Source organism: Archangium gephyra, from assembly GCF_042230915.1.
GTDB lineage: Bacteria > Myxococcota > Myxococcia > Myxococcales > Myxococcaceae > Archangium > Archangium gephyra_B.
In genome coordinates, this window is the sequence record NZ_CP102578.1 from 7,214,136 (window position 1) to 7,230,823 (window position 16,688).

A 16,688-nucleotide genomic window follows, 5' to 3' on the forward strand; every position below is an offset into this window, starting at 1 on the left:
TCCTGTCACGTGCGAGGACTGCCAGTGCCCACCGGGAGGAGAACGAAGCCGAGCGGCAACAAGGCGGCTCCCGCCAGCACCGGGGCGGCCCCCCAGGAACCGAGCAGTCCTCCCGCGAGCGCGCTCCCCCCGGCCACGCCCAGTGACCAGCACGCGCTGTAGAAGGAGAAGCCCTCCGCGTGCCGCATGGGAGGCACCGCCTGCTGCAACAGGAAGGTCAGCGTGCCCGTCAGGGGCGCGAGGAAAAGCCCGGCGGCGAGGAGCCACACGGCCAGCCCCTGCACGGAGGCCATCCACCCGAGCGGGAGCAACGCCAGCCCCCACGCCAGCAGCAGGCCCCGCGCGCGCCAGGTGCCATCCGCTCGGCCGGGGGCCACCGGAAGCACCGCATGGGCGAGCCCTCCCGCGACGCTCGCGGCCGAGAGCAGCGCGGCCAGTGCCCCCCACACCGAGGCGCTGGAGCCGAGCTCCTCCAGGCGCGAGGGGAAGCCGGCCTCCATGGCCCCCCAGCTCAGCCCGAGCACGGCCACCATGCCAAGCACCCGCGGAGCCCCGGGCGTCCGCCACACCGGCACGGTGGGAAGGACGATGGCCGGTGCGGGAAAACGCTCGGGAAGGCCCAGGCACAGCACGCTTGCCCCGAGCGCGCTCACGCCCATCAGCCCCAGCGCCGGCAGGGGCGAGCCCGAGATGGACGTCACGCCCACCAGCAGCGGGCCCACCACCCACTGCAGCTCCACCAGCACCGCGTCGAGCGCGAAGGCGGCCTCGCGCCGTCCGGCGGGAGCCACCGAGGAGAGCAACGCGCGGAATCCCCCCTGGAGCCCGGACGGCATCACCCCGAGGAGCAGCGCGAGCACCAGCAGCACCGCGGAGGGCGCTCGCACCAGGGCCGCCAGCGCGAGCCCCAGGACGATCACGGCCTGCCAGAGGAGCGCGTACCGGAGTCCCGCGTTGAGGCCGGTGCGATCCAACCGCCGGCCCCGCCACGGCGCCACGACGGCGGCCCCCACGGCCTGAGCACTGGCCATCCACGCGCCGAGCGTGAAGGACTCACTCGCCCACCGGCCGGTGAGCAGCAGGACGAAGGCCGTCATCGTTCCGGGCAACCGGGCGAAGAACGCCGCCAGCACCCAGCGCCGCCAGGCCTGGTCACGCCAGAGGTCCCGAGCGGGAGCCAGTCGCATCGTCGCGGCCATGGGAAGACACCTCCTTGCTCGGAGTCACGCCACCGGAAGGGGCGGACGAGCAAGAGGAAGATGCTCGCGGGCCGCTGGAGCGACAATCGATTAAGGTGCCCGGGTACGGTGAGTTTTTCTCACAGCCCCCTCGTGAGCCATGACGCCTCCCCTGCCCCCGCTCAATGCCCTCCGCGCCTTCGAGGCGGCCGCGCGCCATCGCCACCTGGGACGTGCCGCGCGTGAGCTGGGCGTCACCCACGGGGCCGTCAGCCGGCAGGTGCACCACCTCGAGGAGCACCTGGGCTGCCGGCTCTTCACGCGCACCGGACGAGGCCTGGAGCTCACCGAGCGGGGACGGGAGCTGGCCGAGCGCGCCACCCGTGTCTTCGCGGACCTCGCCCTGGCGGTGGACCGCGTCTCCACCAACCCCACGCCGGCCACGCTCGTGGTGGGTGCGCCGCGCGCCTTCGCCACACGGTGGCTCGCACCCCGGCTGGGCGGCTTCTGCGAGGCGCACCCGTGGCTCGAGCTGCGCCTGGACGGCTCGCGCGACGAGGCCGAGCTGGGACGGGGCGAGGCGGACGTGAGCATCCGTTTCGGCGAGGGCCCCTGGCCGGGCGTCATCGTGGATCCGCTGGGCGAGGAGCGGCTCTTCCCGGTGTGCGCGCCCTCGCTGCTCCACGGCCCGCGGCCGCTGCGGAGCCTGGAGGATCTGCCGCGGCACACGCTGCTGCACTACGCCGACACGCCGGACTGGCCCAACTGGCTCGCGGCGGCGGGCAGCTCGGGAATCGACGTGTCGCGAGGGCCGCGCTTCAGCGAGATGACCGCGCTGCTCTCGGCGGCCGAGGCCGGCCAGGGCCTCGCCATCGCGCGCACCTCGCTGGTGCAGCATGAGTTGCAGAGCGGACGGCTCGTCCGGCCCTTCCCGGGAGAGGCGGTGGATGGGAGGGCCTACGTGCTCCTCACCACGGCGCGCGCCCAGCGCCAGCCCAAGGTGAGCGCATTCCGGACGTGGCTGCTCCGGGCGGTGAACCCCTCGAGCCAACCCCCGTCAAGGCAGTGACCAAAGGGGCATTGATATTCCCTCTCCCCTCGGGAGAGGGTCAGGGTGAGGGTGCCCGAGCCCGTTCTTCAACCCGTGGCCCTCACTGTGCGCAATGGGTTCAACCCGGGTCCACCGATACCCTCACCCCGTCCCTCTCCCGGAGGGCGAGGGGAAATGGGCGCGGTTGTCAGCGCGGGTTCCCAGGAGCACGCCTTCGCGAACTGCACTGAAGGGGCTCAGGCCACGGAGCCGTGGTGGAGGTCCGCCGCACGAGGGTCATTGGTGCGCGGGTCGTCTTCCGCCTCGTGCTCGTGCGCCACCGGCAGCAGGACGCGGAAGGTGCTCCCCTGCCCCACGGTGCTCTCCACGGACATCTCGCCTCCGAGCCCGCGGATGATGTCGTGGCTGATGGACAGCCCCAGGCCCGTGCCCTCTCCCACCGGCTTGGTGGTGAAGAAGGGCTCGAAGATGCGCTCGAGGTTCTCCACGGGAATCCCGCAGCCGTTGTCCTGCACCTCCACCACCGCCTGCGAGGTGCCGTGCATGCGCGTCACCAGGCGGATCTCCCCACCCGCCTTGGCCAGGGCCTGCGCCGCGTTGATCAGCAGGTTGGTGAAGACCTGGGCCAGTTGCACGGAGTTGCCCAGCACCTGGGGCAGCTCCCCGTAGTCGCGCACCAGCCGCCCCCGGCTGCGCAACCGGCCCCACGCCAGGTGCACCGAATTCTCCAGCACCTCGTGCAGATCCAACGGGTGGGTGGTCACCGTGTCGCCCCGCGAGAGCGCCCGGAGGCTCTCGACGATGAGCCGCATGCGCTCGGTGCCCTCACGGGCCTCGTTGAGCGCCTCCATCAGCTCCTGCCCGTCCTCCTCCGGGAGCGTCAACCGGCGCAGCTCGGTGCCGATGAAGCCGAGGTTGCTGGAGACGAAGGCCAGCGGGTTGTTGATCTCGTGCGCCACCCCCGCGGCGAGCATCCCGATGGAGGCCATGCGCTCGTTGAGCCGCAGGCGCACCTCGTTCTCGCGCTGCGCGGTGATGTCGCGCACCGTGACGGCCATGCAGTCGCCCACCGCGCACAGCTGGCGGCGGAACCAGCGGCGGCCCTTGCCGGGCAGGAGCTGATCCACCTCGTCGTCATGCGTCCGGCCGGTCCCCCAGACCTGGTCGCACAGGTGGCGCGGCGCCACGAAGGCCGCCTGCGGGAAATCGGAGAGCGGCCGCCCTTCCGCCGCGCGGGCGTCACAGCCCAGCAGGGACTCGGCGTGCGTGTTGATGCGCAGCAGCCGCAGTTGCTCCGGCTCTCCCCGGAGGATGAAGAAGGCATCGAAGCTGTTGCTGGCCGCCGCCCGGAAGAGCGCCTCGCTCTGACGCTGGGCCGCCTCGCCCCGCCGGTGATGGGACAGATCCCTGGCGATCCCGAACAGCCCCACCACCTGCCCATCCGGCTGGCGGATGACGCCCTTGGTGGAGAGCCAGTCGCGCTGGACTCCCGCCATCTGCTCGCTCATCTCCGCGTAGAGCGTGCGCCCGGCCAGCAGCGTCTGCCGATCGAACTCCAGCGTGTTCTGCGCTTCCTCCTCGGTCATCAGCTCGCGGTCGGTGCGGCCGACGATCTCCTCCACCGGCTTGCCGAGGTAGTGCGCCCCCACGCTGTTGATGAAGGTGTAGCGGCCCTGCAGATCCTTGGTGAAGACGGCGTCTGGCATCTCCTCGACGATGGAGAGGAAGAGCTCGCGGTACGGCAGCTCTGGATGGCTCTTCATGATGATGAAATATCCACAAATCGGAGCACGCGAGCAGTTGGACTCCCGTCCCGTCCGCCCTCCGGACGTCCAACAGCGCACGCTCCATCCCGCCGGGTTCGGGCTCTCGTTCGGTGGATTACACCTACACCCCACCTGGGCGCAGAAGGTAGGGTAGCCGCGAGATGAAACCTTCTTCCGACAACCTCCAACCCACGCACTTCCCCAGCCTGCCGCAGCCCGGCCAGGCGGTGGAGCTCCAGGAGCTCTACACCTCGGTCGTGAAGAAGGCCCAGGACGCCATCAGCTGGTACGACGCACGCAAGCGCCGCCACAAGAACCGGGCCCTCTTCTATCGCATCACGGCCATCGTCCTGGCGGGAGCGGCCTCCATCGTCCCCATCGTCCTCGCGATGGTGCCCCCGGATCAGGGCTGGAATCCCGCACGGTGGGTGCCGATCGCGTCGATCCTCGCGGCGGCCAGCGCCGGCTGCATCGGGATCGACAAGCTCGTCGGGAACTCGGCGAGCTGGATGCGCTACCTGACGACGATGCTCGACCTGGAGGCCCAGCTCGAAGCGCTCCAGTTCGCCTGGGCTCGCCGGGCCCTCGAGGCCCAGACCCTCAAAGCGTCCAACGACGACAACCTCATCGCGAGCCTCAACCTGCTCCAGGAGGCACTCGCCCAGGCCAACCAGTCGGTCAAGACGGAGACCATGGAGTGGGTGGCCCTGTTCTCCGGCAACCTCCAGGAGGTCGAGAAGTCCATCGTGGCCCAGCGCGCGGCACTGGCCACCCTGCCCACTCCCAGCTACGGCGCCCTCAAGCTCGAGGTCACCAACACCGACACCCTGGACGGGCAGCAGTACGAGGTCCAGCTCGGGGAGTCGAAACTGCTCACGCACAGCGGCCCCACCAAGGCCTTCACCGGGCTGGCCATCGGGTTGCTCGCGATTCGCGTCACTGCCACGCGCAAGAAGACCCCGGTCTCCGCCGAAGAGGTCGTCGCCATCCGGCCCGGGGAGACGACGGTGGTGAAGCTCTCCCTGCCCTGAGCCGCACGACCCACCTCGGCGCGAAGCTCGGCCTCATCCAGGGCCGAGCCCCCTGCTTGGGCCTCCAACCTTCGGGGATTTTCGCCCGGGAAACGGTCATCCCCCCCTGAGGTGCCAAGGTAGGGTCAGGTAGGGCCCGAAAAAACCTCCAAAACGGGCCCTGTAAAAACGAAAGCGTTCCGCCCTAGTCACGATGGGCTCTCGATGCAACTACCCGCTTTCACTGAGGAACGTTGCCAACCGGCGGCTGGCATCCCGGTTGCTTTTGGCAATGGGCACGAAGTCGCAGCACGAACCTCAACGTCCTCTAGCCCCCGAGAGACCCCATGCAGGCCACCTCCTCCCTCTCCTCCGCCGAAACCCTCACCACGTACCTCTCGGACATCAGCCAGTACCCGCTGTTGACCGTGCAGCAGGAGCAGACGCTGGCCCGCAACTTCCGCTCGGGCGACCTGTCCGCCGGCCACCGCCTGGTGACGAGCAACCTGCGCTTCGTCATGAAGGTCGCCTACGAGTACCGCTCCTACGGCATCAAGATGTCCGACCTCATCCAGGAGGGGAACATCGGCCTGATGAAGGCGGTGCAGAAGTTCGATCCGGACAAGGGCATCCGCCTCATCTCCTACGCCGTCTGGTGGATCCGCGCGTACATCCAGAACTACATCCTCAAGAACTGGTCGCTGGTGAAGCTCGGCACCACGCAGGCGCAGCGTCGGCTGTTCTTCAGCCTGGCCCGCACCCGCCGCGAGCTGGAGAAGCTGGGCTCGGGCGATGGCGCCATCGTGGACGCCGAGGAGATCGCCCGGAAGCTCAACGTGAAGGCCTCCGAGGTGCGCGAGATGGAGCAGCGCATGGGCGGCCGTGATCTCTCGCTCGACGCTCCCGTCGGCGAGGAGGGTGACGCCACGCACCTGGACTTCGTCGAGTCCGAGGGCGCCTCCCAGGTGGACGAGGTCGCCGACCGGCAGCAGGCGCAGATCACCCGCGAGCGCATCCGCATGGCGCTGCAGCGGTTGGATCCCCGCGAGCGCTTCATCATCGAGAACCGCGTGATGGGTGACGCGGAGATGACGCTGAGCGAGCTGGGCGAGCACTTCGGCTTCTCCCGCGAGCGCGCCCGCCAGCTGGAGATCCGCGCCAAGGACAAGCTCAAGGCCGAGCTGGCCTCGCTGATGGTCGAGGTGGGTCAGGACGAGTCGGCGGAGGCCCGCTAGGCGGGAAGACCCTCCCCCTGCCCCTCTCCCCAAGGGAGAGGGAACCTCCACTGAGCCTCGGGAACGCGTAAGGTAGCGGGGCGATGAAGCCGTGGAAGGTGATTGATCGGGCGCCCGCGCCGGGCGGCGGAGAGCTGGTGCTGCACCAACGGGGCGAGGAGTTCGCCATCCGGGTGAACGGCCGCGAGCTCATGTCCAGCCGCCAGCACGGCTCCGAGGAGAAGATGGCCGAGGTGGCCTGCACGGGCCTCGGCGGCAAGCGGCCCCGGGTGCTCGTGGGAGGCCTGGGGCTGGGCTACACCGTCCGGGCCACGCTGGAGCGGCTCCCCCCGGGAGCCGAGGTGGTGGTCTCGGAGCTGGTCCCCGCCGTCGTCGCGTGGAACCAGGGTGTCCTCGGACCCCTGGCCGGGCGGCCGCTGGAGGATCCCCGGGTGAAGGTGGAGACCCGCGACGTGGGGGAGCTGCTCCGCCAGGCGGAAGCGCACTACGACGCGGTGCTCCTGGACGTGGACAACGGCCCCGAGGCGCTCACCCAGGAGGAGAACCGCTGGCTCTACGGCGAGCGGGGGCTGGGCTCCATCCGGCGCGCCCTCAAGCCCCGGGGCGTGGTGGTGGTGTGGTCCGCCTCGCCGGACAGGGCCTTCGCCACCCGGCTGAAACGGGCGGGGTTCGCCACCGAGGTGGTGGAGACGCCCGCGCGCGGCAAGGGCGGTGGACCCCTCCACACCCTCTTCATCGGGCGCTCCGGGTGAACACTCCCCGGCATTTTTCGTGAAGAAATGAAAGGGGGGACTTCCTTTGTTCCCTCAAAGCTGCCAGATAGGGGCCTCCGGTCGCACAGAGCGGCGGAGATCCGGCGCATTCCAACGCGTCGGACGAGAAAGAAGACAAGTAATGGCTACTGGTACTGTGAAGTGGTTCAACGACGCGAAGGGCTTCGGTTTCATCACGCAGGAGGGCGGTGGCGAGGATCTGTTCTGCCACCACACCGCCATCCAGACCGAGGGCTTCCGCACCCTGGCCGAGGGCCAGCGCGTTGAGTTCGACGTCGCCCGCGGCCCCAAGGGCCTGCAGGCGCAGAACGTGCGCCCCATCTGATGGGGACCTGAGCCACTTCGCTCGACGATAGAGGCTCGATCCAGGGCCTGCCTCCCAACCATGGGGGCAGGCCCTTGGTGTTTCTGGAGGTCAGGGTTTGCGTCCGGCCCACGGGCGCGCCTGCTCCAGCTGCGCGGCCAGGCGGAAGAGCGTGGCCTCGTCTCCGAAGCGGGCGGCGAACTGCACGCCCACGGGCAGCCCGGCGGCATTCCAGTAGAGCGGCACCGACATGGCCGGCTGCCCCGTCTGGTTGAAGAGCTGGGTGTTGGGAGTCCGCTCCAGGCTGTTGCCGGCGAGCTCGTCGAGCAGCTTGAGGAACGCGGGCTTCAACGGGAGCTTGCGCAGCACGGCCAGCGCGGCGAGCTCGGTGGGCTTGAGCGCCAGCTCCCCGATGCGCACCGGCGGGTACGCGAGCGTCGCGTCGAGGAAGAGCTCGTACCGCTCGTGGAAGGCCGCCATGATCCGCCCGGCCTTGTGCATGGCGTTGCGAGCGCGCTGTAGATCGGCCGCGGTGAGGATGGTGCCGAGCTGCGCGAGCGCCCAGGTGGACGGCTCGACGTCGGTGGCGCCCACCGTCTTGCCCATCTGCTGGCCAATCTCCTCCAGCTGCAGCGCCACGTTGGCCGCGACGTTCACCAGGTAGGCGCGCACCATCTCCTCGCGATCGAAGCGCGGCGCGTCCTCAATGACTTCGTGTCCCAGCTCCTGGCAGAGCTTCGCCGCGTCCTGGACGGCCGCCTTGCAGTCCGGGTGCATGTACTTGCCGAAGAGCGAGCCGGTGGAGAAGGCGATGCGCAGGCGGCCGGGCGCGGCGCCCACCTCCTGGAGGAAGGGCCGCGCGGGGGGCGGCGCAGCATAGGGCGCACCCGGGTCCGTCCCATGGGTCGCATCGAGCATCGCGGCGCTGTCCCGCACGCTGCGCGTCAGCACGTGCTGCTGGACGAAGCCACCCCACCCCTCCCCCACGTCCGGGCCCAGTGGATTGCGGGCGCGGGTGGGCTTGAGGCCGAAGAGGCCGCAGGCGGACGCGGGGATGCGGATGGAGCCGCCTCCGTCGCCCCCGTGCGCCATGGGCACCACCCGGGCCGCCACGCACGCCGCCGAGCCTCCGCTCGAGCCGCCCGGCGTGTGCTCCGGGTTCCAGGGGTTGCGCGTCGGCCCGTTCAGCGCCGTCTCGGTGACGCCGAGGATGCCCAGCTCGGGCGTGGCCGTCTTGCCCACGAAGATGACGCCCGCGCGGCGGAAGCGCGCCATGAGTTCCGAGTCATGGTCCGGGACGTAGCCCACCAGCGCCCGGCACCCGCCCGCGTAGGGCTCGCCCGCCAGATAGCCGTCCAGGTCCTTCACCAGGAAGGGCACGCCGGAGAAGGGCCCCTCGGGGAGCGGGCCCGCGGCCGCCTTGCGCGCCTGCGCGTACATCTTGTGGACCACGGCGTTGAGCTTCGGGTTGACGGCCTCGATCCGCGAGATGGTCTCCTCCACCAGCTCGGTGGGATGGAGCTCCTTCTTGCGGACCAGATCGGCGAGCGCCGTGGCGTCGAGTGCGTCGTATCCCTGGATGGCCATGGGCCTGCTATCTAGCACCGCCATGGCGAAACCCCAGTACTGGCTGATCAAGAGCGAGCCCTCCGTCTACGCCTACGCCCAGCTGGAGAAGGACGGCAGGACGCAGTGGACGGGCGTGCGCAGCTTCGAGGCTCGCAACAACCTCCGGGCCATGAAGCCCGGGGACCTGTGCCTCTACTACCACTCGAACGAGGGCAAGGCCGTGGTGGCCGTGGCCCGCGTGCTCACCGAGCCGGGCGAGGACCCCACCGCGCCCGGTGAGGACTGGGCCTCGGTGGAGGTCGGCCCCCTGGTCGCCCTGAAGGAGCCGGTGACGCTCGCCACCGTCAAGGCCACCCGGGAGTTGAAGGAGTTCCCGCTCATCACCCGGAGCCGCCTGAGCGTGGCCTCCGTCACCCCCGAGCACTTCAAGCGCATCCTCGAGATGAGCGGGACGAAGCTGCCCAGGGCCCGCTCCGCCTGAGCCCGCCACCTGTCGCGCAGGAAGCACGTCCCGGCCGGTACTCCCACGTCCCCGCGTGCCCTGCGCTACGGTGTCCGCATGGCTGAAGGCCCCGCTGATTCCACCCCACCGGCTTCCGACGCCGCGCTGCGGCCCTCTGATCCGCTCTTCGCCCTCAACACGGCCTTCCGCGAGGCCTACGCCGCGCGCCGCGATGCCGTCCTCGCCAACATGGGCCCCGTCATCGCCCAGATCGATGACCTGCTCATCCTCCGGCGCGGCGGGCAGCGTCTCGTGGGGCCCGCGCGCACCCGGCGCTATCACGAGCTCAAGGTCATCACCCATATTCCCCTCGCCCTCCACGTGCTGCTCTCGGGCCGGCGCGGTGTGATCGACGAGGCCCTGCGCGGCCGACTCACCGAGCTCCGGCGGCTCATGGCCTCGGTCTCCGAGAGCCTCGAGCGCCGGGGCTTCACCCAGGAAGAGCGTGCGCGCCAACGCCGCATCCTCGAGGCCTCGTCCGCGATCCTGGAGCAGGTGCTTGCAAAAGGCAGCATCTCGCCCGAGGCGCTCTCCGCCTTCACCCGCGCCCAGGTCCCCGACATCCTCCGCAATGCCGAAGACGCCGCCCGCGATCAGCTCGAGACCATGCACGCCACCGTCGAGGCCTGGAAACAGCAGATGACCCCGGATGAGCTCGCCCGGCTTCGCGCCGTGGTCGCGGTCTCGCACACCGCCCGCCCCGGCAACGTGGCCGTGCAGTACTTCTCCGTCACCCTCGGCGAGAACTGGGAGGGCCGCTTCGACCAGGAGGATCTCCAGCCCGGCAAGCGCGTGCTGGCCTCCGAGACCTCCTTCGACGAAGGGGCCGCCTTCGCGCTCCTCGCCACCCACGTGCTCGATGCCTCCGTGGGGGAACGCTTCTTCGGCGAGGAGATCCGGCTGGAGCGAGATGTGCTCGCGGATGCGGCCGAGCGGATCCTCGCCCGGATGTTCCAGAAGACGCCCGAGCCTCCGGCTACTCCCGGTACACAGACCGGCGGGTGACGGATTCAACCTGGGGCCCGGGCACCCTCACCCCGTCCCTCTCCCAGGGGGAGAGGGGATATTGGCGAGGGTGATTGGCGCTTGGTGATTGGCGCTTGGTGATTGGCTCAGGCGTTCGCCGAGTGCAGCTTCTGCTGCAACAGGTTCGCCCGGTTTCGCGCCGACAGGAGCTGCTGACGCAGGGACTCGGCATCGCGCGACACGTCGATGAAGTCCTGCGCCTCCGCGTCGCTCGCCAGCTTCCCCGCCCCTTCCGCGACCTCCGTCATCCGCTCGTTCACCGCCTGCAACGAGGCGATGACCTCCTCCGTCTTCATCGCCTGCCCCTGCTGCGTCATCCCCGCCACCTGGTGCATCTGCGAGCTCAAGGACGCCGCCTGCTGCCCCAGCTCGCCAAAGCGCTCCATCAGCGTCTGGTACACCTTCGTGCGCTCCTGCAGCTCCAGCGCCCGCTCGTTCACCTCGGCCGCCAACGCCTGCTGCCGCTCCCTCCACCCGTTGAGCACCCCGAGCAGCGTGCGCATGTGCCCCACCATCCGCTCGTCGCAGTCCGCCACCTGGGTCAGCAGCTTGCCCATCTTCTCCAGGTTCTTCTGCGACTTCATCGTGCCCGTGCGCACTTCCTCCGCCAGCGACTCGAACTTGCGCAGCTCCTCCTCGATGGACGCCGCGGCGCTGACCAGCTCGGAGGACTCGGATTGCTGCCGCTTGCTCATACGTGTGCCACTCCAGAAGAAGGGACTTTGGATCGCGTCCTAGCAGATCTCACTTCCCAGGACCCGCCTGGACTGGCGCCGGCGCCAGCAACGTCACCTTCGGTCCCACGAAGGTGTGCCGCTGGGATGCCGCCCAGTAGACAATCAGCAGCGCCAGGGCACCCGCGAACGTGTACCCCGCCAGCTCGTTGGGCGGCAGGATGAAGAGCACCATCACCACCGCGCACCAGCCGAGCGCCACCCCATTCACCAGCGCGGAGAAGCGCCCCAGGTCCCACGGCCCCCGGTGCGCCCACGCCCCGCTGCGCCGCGCCCGCCACCCCACCCAGATGGGCAGCGCGTACGACGCATAGAGCGCCAGCGTGCTCAGCGCCACCATGGCCGCGTAGGCCCCACTCCAGATGGCCACCCCGAAGGCCGCCGCAACCGACACCCAGATGGCCACGTGCGGGCTGCGGAAGCGCGGAGACACCCGCGACAGGTGCGCCGAGCCCGGCAGCCCCCCATCCCGCGCGAACGCGAAGAGCATGCGCGAGTTGGACGTCACCGAGGACAGCCCGCAGAACCACATGGCCCCGATGGCAATCCACACCAGCGCCCCACCCAGCGCCGGCCCGAGCGACTCGCGCAGCACGTACAGGAAGGGGTTGGGCGCGGCCGCCGCCTCCGGCAGGTTCCCAATCGCCAGCGTCACCCCCACCAGCAGCGCGTAGCCCACCACCGCGCTCACCGCCACCGACAGGAAGATGCCCCAGGGCGCGTTGCGCGTCGGATCCATCGTCTCCTCCGACACGTGGGCGCTCGCGTCATAGCCGGTGAACGTCCACTGCGCCTGCAAGAGGCCGATCAGGAAGCCGTACGTGTAGATGCTGCTCTCGGAGGAGAAGCGCGTGAGCAGGAAGGCCGCGTCCTGCCGGGGCGCGAAGGCCACCAGCGCTCCAATCACCACCGCCACCCCCGCCACGTGGTACCAGGCCGACACGTTGTTGAGCAGCGCCACCGCGCGCACGCCCACGTGGTTGAGCACCGCGTGTGACAACAGGATGGCCGCGTAGAGCGGCAGCACGTAGCCCCGCTCCCGCGGCCAGCCGAACATGTCCGCCACGAACTCCGCCAGCCCGTAGTCGATGCCCGCGGTGATCGCGAACTGGCCGATGGTGTTCAGCCACGCCGTGAAGAAGCCCACCCGCGGGCCTCCCAGCATCGCCGACCAATGGTAGAGCGCCCCCGCCGTGGGGAACGAGGAGGCGAGCTGCGCCAGGCTCGCCGCCACCGTCAGCGTCATCACCGCCACCAACGGCCACCCCACCGCCATGACGAAGGGCCCGCCAAAGCGCAGGCCATGGCCATAGAGCGTCACCGCCCCGGTGAGGATGGAGATGATGGAGAAGGAGACGGCGAAGTTGGAGAAGCCGCCCATGTCACGCAGCAACTGCTGCGCGTACCCCAACCGCTGGAGCTGGGCCGCATCCGCGTCCAACTGGTGCTTCTTGTCGGCGTCCATGCCCGGCACCATGGACACTCGGCCGGGAGATGGAAGGGGACGCCGGGGCCGAGTGTGGGCTCGTCGGCACTCCGGGGAGGCAACCCTAGCGCTTGGGCTCCTCGCGCCCGGGAGGCGGAGCCGGGGGAGCGCCCGGCGCGCCGCGCACGTCGTCGAGCCGCCGCACGATGTGGAACCGGCGATGGAGTCCGCCCATGCCCATGGGCCCCATCTCCGCCTCCAGCTTCTGCCAGGAGTCGGGGCCCAGTGCCTTCTTGATGGCCACCATCAGGCCCACCCGGTTCTGGCGCACCGCCGTCTCCGCGCGGCCCACCTTCTCCACCAGCTCCTTCACGCTGCCCTCGTTCGGGGCGGGCTGGCGCAGCTCCTTCTCCAGCGCCAGCTGGGCCCGCTTGAGGTCCGCCTCCAGGCCGATCAGCGCATCATTGGCCTCGAAGCTCATGTCCTGCACCTTCTGCACGAGGTTCTGCGGCAGGCCGATCTTCGCCGCCACGTCCGCCGGAATCCCGAAGGAGGGCGGCGCCAGCGGGGCCTCGGGAGGCATCGGCGGCATCGGGGGCCTGGGCGGCATCGGCGCCGCGCCCGGCCCGTGCATCCGGATGCGCACGTCCTCCTCCCTGTCCTGCGCGAAGGCGGGCACCGCGGTGAGGACCACGAGGGCACACAGCAGCTTCTTCATCATGGCTCTGCTCCTTGTTTCACGACTGCTTGGGCGGGCGGGGAAAAACCCTCACCCTGACCCTCTCCCAAAGGGAGAGGGGACATCGGCTCAGCGGGACCGCGACACATGGAAGGCCGCGAGGGCCGTCTGGAAGGGCTCCGCGTCGAGCGCCGTGACGTCCGGCGGGCGCACCCACGCGGCCAGCGCCCCGAAGGGCTCGTACGTCTCGTCCTCGAGGCTCGGGTTGGTACGCGTGTAGCCGTACACCTCGTCGAACAGCACCTCGAGCGAGGCCCCCTCACTCCCCTGCCCCACCGGCACCTCCGCCACGGGCTCCCCGGCTCGCAGGGAGCCCTCAATGGGGCCTCCCACCACCGGCTCGGTCTCGATGGACCCCGGCGTCCTCACCCGGGGCGCCACCAGCAGCACCAGCGCCACCACGGCGGCGGTGGCGGTGACGCTGCCCACCACCCGGCGGCGGTGCTGGCGGCGGCGCACCTCACCGAGAATGGCCTCGCGCGGGATGCGAGCCTGTACCGGCGGATCCGGCAGACGCAGCGAGGTGGCGGAGGCGTGGAGACCGGCGAGTGCACGGCACGCGGCGCACTGCTCCAGGTGGGCCTGGAAGCCGGGAGGCCTGGGCAGGCGCTCGTCCACGAGGGCCGCGGCGAAGTCCTGGCAGCTCATGGGGTGTCTCCTTGCAACGCGTCCGCGGCCTTGAGCTTTTGCAGCGCGCGATAGAGGTGGATGCGAACAGTGCCGCGGCCGATGTTCATGGCATCGGCGATGGCATCGAGGTCGAGCCCCTCCAGGTAGCGGAGGGAGAAGGCCGTGGCCTGCTGGGCCGGGAGCGTGCGCAGGGCCCGGCCGAAGGCGCGCCAGCGCTCGGCACCGGCGAAGCGCTCCTCGGGCGAGGGCTCCGGTGCGGGGCCCAGGTCCAGCACCTCGCGCACCATGTTCCACACCCGGCGCCGGCGCAGGTGCCCCATGGCCCGCGAGACGAGGATGCGCCGCAGCCACGCCGGGCCGGCCTTCGGATCCCTCAGCGTGTGGCGCTTCTCGTAGGCATCGGCCAGGGTGGACTGCACCAGGTCCCTCGCATCCTCCCCGTCCCAGACGAGCCGGCGCGCCAGGCGCAGGAGGGCCGCCTGCTCCCCCTCCACGAGCACGTCGAAGTCGAGGGGGCTGCCCCTCGCTTCCATCGGCGTCTCGTCCATGACGGCGGTGCCCTTCAAGGTGGGACCTCGTTGCCCGGTTTCCAGAAAGGAGGACGCACGAGGCGCCCGGGCGGCATACCGCTGGATTTTCCCCCTATTTTCCGTGCCCTCCGGGAGAATCGCCCGCGCCATGGCCCCGTACGAGCTCCGACCGATTCCCGCCGCCGAGACGCGCTACCTCCGCCACGTCGTGCTCCGCCCCCACCAGAGGCCCGAGGAGCTCATCTACCCGGGCGACGATGCCCCGGACACGGTCCACTTCGGGCTGTACGTGGGGGGCCAGCAGCACGGGGTGGCCTCGCTCTACCGGGAGTCCCGGCCGGGCTCGAAGTCCGCCACCGAGTGGCGCCTGAGGGGCATGGCGGTGCTCGCCTCGAACCAGGGCAGGGGTTACGGCGCGGCCCTGCTCCAGGCGTGCATCGATCACGCGGCGCGTCAGGGCGGCCAGCGGCTGTGGTGCAACGCGCGCACGACGGCCTCGGGCTTCTACAAGCGGCTGGGCTTCGCCGTGGAGGGGGCCGAGTTCGAGCTGCCTGGCATCGGCCCGCACTACCTCATGTGGCGTCCGCTCTGAGCAGGAGAGCAGGTCAGCCCGCGGAGGAACGCAGCAGCCGGCCCGCCAGCTGCGTGTACTGATCGCGCTTCTCGGTGTCCCCGAGGTGCGCCCAGACGTCCGCCAGGGCGCGGGCCGCCTCCGTCAGGGCCGGGTACAGCTCCAGCGCCATCTCCAGCACGTGGCGCGCGTGCCGGTAGCGCGCCTTGCCCGTCAGCCCGATGCCCCGGGTGCGGTGCTTGCCCGACTCCGTCAGCAGCGCCTCGCCCAGGCTGGCGATCTCCACCGCCGTCGCCTCGCGCCAGGCCAGCTCGGTGTTGAGCTGCAGCGCCTCCTCCAACAGGGTCCGCGCCGCCTCCGGCTCGTCCAGCTCCAACTGGCAGATGGCCGCGTTGCGGTAGTGCTCGGCCGTCTCGGGGTCCAGGTCGATGGCGCGCTCGAAGCACTTCAGCGCATCGCGCGGACGGCCCAGACTGTTGAGCGAGGATCCCTTGGCGCACAGCGCCAGCACGTGGCTGGGGTCCTGGGACAGCACGCGGTCGAACACCTTGAGCGCGGCCTCGTGGTTGCCGGACATCGAGTGGCTGACGCCCTCGTTGAATGCCGCTAACAGCGTGGACATAAGGCCCCTTCTCGCCGGCCCCCATGCCGGCCCGAGTTCCCGGTCCATCAGTCTACAGCCGGGACCCACGAGCGTGACAGGCCGGGGGGCTCGCCGAGAACCCTGAAACCGAAGGCTCCGCGCGCCTCCGTCCTCCGGACCACGGCTCCACCGGGCGCCCCGCTTCTCCGGGCGGAAAGCCCTTCTTCTGCACGCACGCACCACGCGATGCGTCAGGTTCCGGGCTCCTTCTCCAGGGTGAGCGAGGACTGCGAGAGCCGCGGCGGCAGGGGCAGCGGCTCCCGGCGGGCGCGCTCGGGCTCACGGGCCAGCTCGCGGGCCGACTCCATCAGCGCGTTCACGTCGAAGGGCTCGTCGCTGGTGACGAAGAAGAAGCGCTCGAAGGCGGGCGCGTCGTCCAGCGCGTAGGCGCTCGGCAGCGGCACCGTGCCGCCCTTCAGCGCGAGCGGGCCGGTGGGCGACTCCGGGGCGTGGAGCGTGACGGAGCCTCGGCCATCGATGGACAGCACCGCGCCATGGGAGCGGCCCCCGGACACGTAGCTGAGTTGCAGCACGTCCCCCGGCCGCACCCGGGCCGAGTCCGCGAGCGGCTCGGGCGCTCCCCGCGTCTGGCGGTGGATGAGCAGCTTCGGCTCCAGGCCCTTGGTGCGCGTCGTCTCCAGCAACACCGCCTGCTGGGGCCGGGGCTCCTCGGGCAGCTCCCGCTGGGAGACGAGCACCAGCAGCGCGAGCCCCGCGGCCACGGGCACGCCCAGCGCCAGGGCCGGCAGCCAGCGGCGCGCGGGGGAGACGGGCTTGGAGTGAGAGGCCTCCACGGCGCGGTGGCGGCGCGCGACCTCGGCGGCTACCTGGGAGGGCGGGAGCTTCGCCAGCGTGGCGCCGTCATCGGCCTCCCGCTTCGCGAGGCGCTCGAGTCCACCGGGCTCCGCGGCGAGCCGCGCACGGGCGGCGGCCAGCTCCTCGGGGGGCAGCTCTCCCAGGGCGATGCGCTCCAACAACCAATCCGGCGTGCGGTGGGCCAT

General features: G+C 70.6%; 18 protein-coding genes. 8 read left to right on the forward strand and 10 right to left on the reverse strand.

Features of this window, described 5'->3' with window-relative positions; all coding sequences use genetic code 11:
* Positions 1–5: 5 nt before the first annotated feature.
* Positions 6–1,199, reverse strand: coding sequence for an MFS transporter (locus NR798_RS28205; protein ID WP_375765609.1), 1,194 nt, complete (start codon positions 1,197–1,199; stop codon positions 6–8).
* A gap of 139 nt (positions 1,200–1,338) precedes the next feature.
* On the opposite strand from NR798_RS28205, the gene gcvA reads away from it, so the two are divergent.
* Complete coding sequence (gcvA, locus tag NR798_RS28210) at positions 1,339–2,247, forward strand: transcriptional regulator GcvA (RefSeq protein ID WP_375765610.1); 909 nt, start codon at positions 1,339–1,341, stop codon at positions 2,245–2,247.
* Between the two features lie 218 nt (positions 2,248–2,465).
* On the opposite strand, the gene NR798_RS28215 is transcribed toward gcvA, so the two are convergent.
* A complete protein-coding gene (locus tag NR798_RS28215; RefSeq protein WP_375765611.1) occupies positions 2,466–3,992 on the reverse strand; it encodes an ATP-binding protein in 1,527 nt (508 codons plus the stop codon).
* A 164-nt stretch (positions 3,993–4,156) separates the two neighbouring features.
* Here NR798_RS28215 and NR798_RS28220 point away from each other — a divergent pair, with 164 nt between their 5' ends.
* From NR798_RS28220 to NR798_RS28235, 4 genes are all read left to right on the forward strand, one after another.
* A complete protein-coding gene (locus NR798_RS28220) occupies positions 4,157–5,026 on the forward strand; it encodes an SLATT domain-containing protein (protein WP_375765612.1) in 870 nt (289 codons plus the stop codon).
* Between the two features lie 326 nt (positions 5,027–5,352).
* On the forward strand, positions 5,353–6,240 hold the full coding sequence (locus tag NR798_RS28225) for an RNA polymerase factor sigma-32 (protein WP_375765613.1): 888 nt from the start codon (positions 5,353–5,355) through the stop codon (positions 6,238–6,240).
* An 83-nt stretch (positions 6,241–6,323) separates the two neighbouring features.
* Positions 6,324–6,992, forward strand: a complete 669-nt coding sequence (locus NR798_RS28230) for a hypothetical protein (protein ID WP_375765614.1) — start codon at positions 6,324–6,326, stop codon at positions 6,990–6,992.
* Positions 6,993–7,134: 142 nt separating this feature from the next.
* The gene (locus tag NR798_RS28235) at positions 7,135–7,338 is read left to right on the forward strand and encodes a cold-shock protein (protein WP_043433126.1); all 204 of its coding nucleotides are present in this window, start codon (positions 7,135–7,137) and stop codon (positions 7,336–7,338) included.
* Between the two features lie 90 nt (positions 7,339–7,428).
* Here the strand turns inward: NR798_RS28235 and NR798_RS28240 are convergent, their stop codons facing one another.
* Entirely contained in the window at positions 7,429–8,904 is a 1,476-nt protein-coding gene (locus NR798_RS28240; RefSeq protein ID WP_375765615.1) for an amidase, read from the reverse strand.
* Between the two features lie 22 nt (positions 8,905–8,926).
* On the opposite strand from NR798_RS28240, the gene NR798_RS28245 reads away from it, so the two are divergent.
* Both NR798_RS28245 and NR798_RS28250 read left to right on the forward strand, forming a co-directional pair.
* The gene (locus tag NR798_RS28245) at positions 8,927–9,367 is read left to right on the forward strand and encodes an EVE domain-containing protein (protein ID WP_375773834.1); all 441 of its coding nucleotides are present in this window, start codon (positions 8,927–8,929) and stop codon (positions 9,365–9,367) included.
* Positions 9,368–9,445: 78 nt separating this feature from the next.
* On the forward strand, positions 9,446–10,393 hold the full coding sequence (locus NR798_RS28250; RefSeq protein WP_375765616.1) for a hypothetical protein: 948 nt from the start codon (positions 9,446–9,448) through the stop codon (positions 10,391–10,393).
* Positions 10,394–10,500: 107 nt separating this feature from the next.
* Here the strand turns inward: NR798_RS28250 and NR798_RS28255 are convergent, their stop codons facing one another.
* The 5 genes from NR798_RS28255 to NR798_RS28275 form a co-directional block, all read right to left on the reverse strand.
* Entirely contained in the window at positions 10,501–11,109 is a 609-nt protein-coding gene (locus NR798_RS28255; RefSeq protein WP_375765617.1) for a hypothetical protein, read from the reverse strand.
* Positions 11,110–11,158: 49 nt separating this feature from the next.
* Positions 11,159–12,613, reverse strand: coding sequence for an amino acid permease (locus tag NR798_RS28260; RefSeq protein WP_375765618.1), 1,455 nt, complete (start codon positions 12,611–12,613; stop codon positions 11,159–11,161).
* 85 nt (positions 12,614–12,698) lie between these two features.
* Positions 12,699–13,295 carry a hypothetical protein gene (locus NR798_RS28265; protein WP_375765619.1) on the reverse strand — a complete coding sequence of 199 codons (597 nt, stop codon included), beginning with the start codon at positions 13,293–13,295 and terminating at the stop codon, positions 12,699–12,701.
* 87 nt (positions 13,296–13,382) lie between these two features.
* A complete protein-coding gene (locus NR798_RS28270; RefSeq protein WP_375765620.1) occupies positions 13,383–13,961 on the reverse strand; it encodes a hypothetical protein in 579 nt (192 codons plus the stop codon).
* On the reverse strand, positions 13,958–14,509 hold the full coding sequence (locus tag NR798_RS28275) for an RNA polymerase sigma factor (RefSeq protein ID WP_375765621.1): 552 nt from the start codon (positions 14,507–14,509) through the stop codon (positions 13,958–13,960). The genes NR798_RS28270 and NR798_RS28275 overlap by 4 nt, the downstream gene beginning before the upstream one ends.
* A 112-nt stretch (positions 14,510–14,621) precedes the next feature.
* On the opposite strand from NR798_RS28275, the gene NR798_RS28280 reads away from it, so the two are divergent.
* Positions 14,622–15,065: a GNAT family N-acetyltransferase gene (locus NR798_RS28280; protein ID WP_375765622.1), complete on the forward strand. Its 444-nt coding sequence runs from the start codon at positions 14,622–14,624 to the stop codon at positions 15,063–15,065.
* A 13-nt stretch (positions 15,066–15,078) separates the two neighbouring features.
* On the opposite strand, the gene NR798_RS28285 is transcribed toward NR798_RS28280, so the two are convergent.
* Together NR798_RS28285 and NR798_RS28290 are read right to left on the reverse strand one after the other, a co-directional pair.
* A complete protein-coding gene (locus NR798_RS28285) occupies positions 15,079–15,666 on the reverse strand; it encodes a tetratricopeptide repeat protein (protein ID WP_375765623.1) in 588 nt (195 codons plus the stop codon).
* Between the two features lie 212 nt (positions 15,667–15,878).
* Positions 15,879–16,688, reverse strand: coding sequence for an ActD protein (locus NR798_RS28290; RefSeq protein ID WP_375765624.1), 810 nt, complete (start codon positions 16,686–16,688; stop codon positions 15,879–15,881).

Bases quoted from the DNA above. Each gene is read 5' to 3' on its own strand.
- NR798_RS28205 (WP_375765609.1), bottom strand. From the start codon at position 1,199: ATGGCCGCGACGATGCGACTGGCTCCCGCTCGGGACCTCTGGCGTGAC.
- NR798_RS28280 (WP_375765622.1), top strand. From the start codon at position 14,622: ATGGCCCCGTACGAGCTCCGACCGATTCCCGCCGCCGAGACGCGCTAC.
- NR798_RS28220 (WP_375765612.1), top strand. From the start codon at position 4,157: ATGAAACCTTCTTCCGACAACCTCCAACCCACGCACTTCCCCAGCCTG.
- NR798_RS28230 (WP_375765614.1), top strand. From the start codon at position 6,324: ATGAAGCCGTGGAAGGTGATTGATCGGGCGCCCGCGCCGGGCGGCGGA.
- NR798_RS28260 (WP_375765618.1), bottom strand. From the start codon at position 12,613: ATGGACGCCGACAAGAAGCACCAGTTGGACGCGGATGCGGCCCAGCTC.
- NR798_RS28250 (WP_375765616.1), top strand. From the start codon at position 9,446: ATGGCTGAAGGCCCCGCTGATTCCACCCCACCGGCTTCCGACGCCGCG.
- NR798_RS28255 (WP_375765617.1), bottom strand. From the start codon at position 11,109: ATGAGCAAGCGGCAGCAATCCGAGTCCTCCGAGCTGGTCAGCGCCGCG.
- NR798_RS28215 (WP_375765611.1), bottom strand. From the start codon at position 3,992: ATGAAGAGCCATCCAGAGCTGCCGTACCGCGAGCTCTTCCTCTCCATC.
- NR798_RS28265 (WP_375765619.1), bottom strand. From the start codon at position 13,295: ATGATGAAGAAGCTGCTGTGTGCCCTCGTGGTCCTCACCGCGGTGCCC.
- NR798_RS28290 (WP_375765624.1), bottom strand. From the start codon at position 16,688: ATGGCCCACCGCACGCCGGATTGGTTGTTGGAGCGCATCGCCCTGGGA.
- NR798_RS28235 (WP_043433126.1), top strand. From the start codon at position 7,135: ATGGCTACTGGTACTGTGAAGTGGTTCAACGACGCGAAGGGCTTCGGT.
- NR798_RS28270 (WP_375765620.1), bottom strand. From the start codon at position 13,961: ATGAGCTGCCAGGACTTCGCCGCGGCCCTCGTGGACGAGCGCCTGCCC.
- NR798_RS28225 (WP_375765613.1), top strand. From the start codon at position 5,353: ATGCAGGCCACCTCCTCCCTCTCCTCCGCCGAAACCCTCACCACGTAC.
- gcvA (WP_375765610.1), top strand. From the start codon at position 1,339: ATGACGCCTCCCCTGCCCCCGCTCAATGCCCTCCGCGCCTTCGAGGCG.
- NR798_RS28240 (WP_375765615.1), bottom strand. From the start codon at position 8,904: ATGGCCATCCAGGGATACGACGCACTCGACGCCACGGCGCTCGCCGAT.
- NR798_RS28245 (WP_375773834.1), top strand. From the start codon at position 8,927: ATGGCGAAACCCCAGTACTGGCTGATCAAGAGCGAGCCCTCCGTCTAC.
- NR798_RS28285 (WP_375765623.1), bottom strand. From the start codon at position 15,666: ATGTCCACGCTGTTAGCGGCATTCAACGAGGGCGTCAGCCACTCGATG.